The sequence below is a fragment of the Actinomyces sp. MRS3W genome, from assembly GCF_032465695.1.
Classification (GTDB): Bacteria; Actinomycetota; Actinomycetes; order Actinomycetales; family Actinomycetaceae; genus Actinomyces.
Map to the genome: position 1 here is coordinate 1 of NZ_JAWDJJ010000310.1, position 1,109 is coordinate 1,109.

General features: G+C 69.3%; 1 protein-coding gene. It reads right to left on the reverse strand.

Features of this window, described 5'->3' with window-relative positions:
• Positions 1 to 1,109 (reverse strand): DEAD/DEAH box helicase (locus tag RWX45_RS11675; RefSeq protein ID WP_316023889.1); only part of this gene is annotated, 1,109 nt, incomplete at both ends.

The window sequence follows — 1,109 nt, forward strand, 5'->3', positions numbered from 1 at the left end:
TCCATGAGAACAACGCATCCCCGCGGTTGCCGGCTCCGGGGACAAGGCCTGGCGCGGCGGCGCCGTCGGCGCGGTGCAACCAGGAGCGGGACAGCTCCGCAGCCACCTCATCTTCGGCCGGGGAGGGCGTCACCAGGCGGTTGACCGGCGTCAGCCGCTCCTTCCAGCGGTCACCCACCACGTCACGCACCTCCTCGGAATGACGGTGACGGCGGATGACCAGGCGACGCACCGCCTCCTCATCCAGCGAGCCATCCGCGTGCACCGCCGTCGGCTCCAGCAGCCGAACCAGCTCCGCGAAGGATTTCGGATCACCGTTGTGGGGCGTGGCCGAGGCCAGGATGAGCGCGTCCGTCTGCCGGGCCAGGATGTCCGCCAGGCGGTTGTTGAGCGTGCCGCGGTTGGTCACGTTGTGCGACTCGTCGATGACCACCGCGTCCCAGCGCTGCTTGCGCAGGTGATTGAGGTAGCGGTCCGACTTGAGGGTGTCGATGGAGATGATTGCCCGGTGGAAGACCGAGAAGGGGTTGCGGGTGGCCGGGACCGAGCGGCGCACCCGCTGGATGCCCACCGAGTCCAGGCGCACGAAGGGCAGGGCGAAACGCGACCACATCTCGTTCTGCATCTGCTCCAGCACATGCCGGGGCGTCACGATGAGAATCCGGTCCCCGCGACCACGGCGCACCAGCTCCGACAGGATCATGCCGATCTCCAGCGTCTTGCCCAGGCCCACCGTGTCCGCCAGCAGAATGCGCGGGCGCAGATTGGCCGGATCCAGCGCCCGCCGGACGGCCGTCAACTGATAGGGGAGCGGGTCCGCCAGCATGCCGCCGACCACCGCGAGCTCCGTGGAGGTAGCCGGCAGCGCCGTCTTGCGCAGCGTCGCCTCCAGCCACAGCCGCGACAGGCGGTGACGGGTGGAGAGATCCGCGACGACGCGGGTGCGGCGGGGGTCCACGGGCTGAATGTCATCAATGCCGGCGGAGAACTGCGCGGTTGTGTCCTGCACCAGCTCCGAGAGGCCCTGCACCGTGACCAGGGTGCCGTCGGAGTTGGAGGAGACCTGGGTGACCAGCCAGTCCTCGTCGCGCACACGCACCACCGAGCCC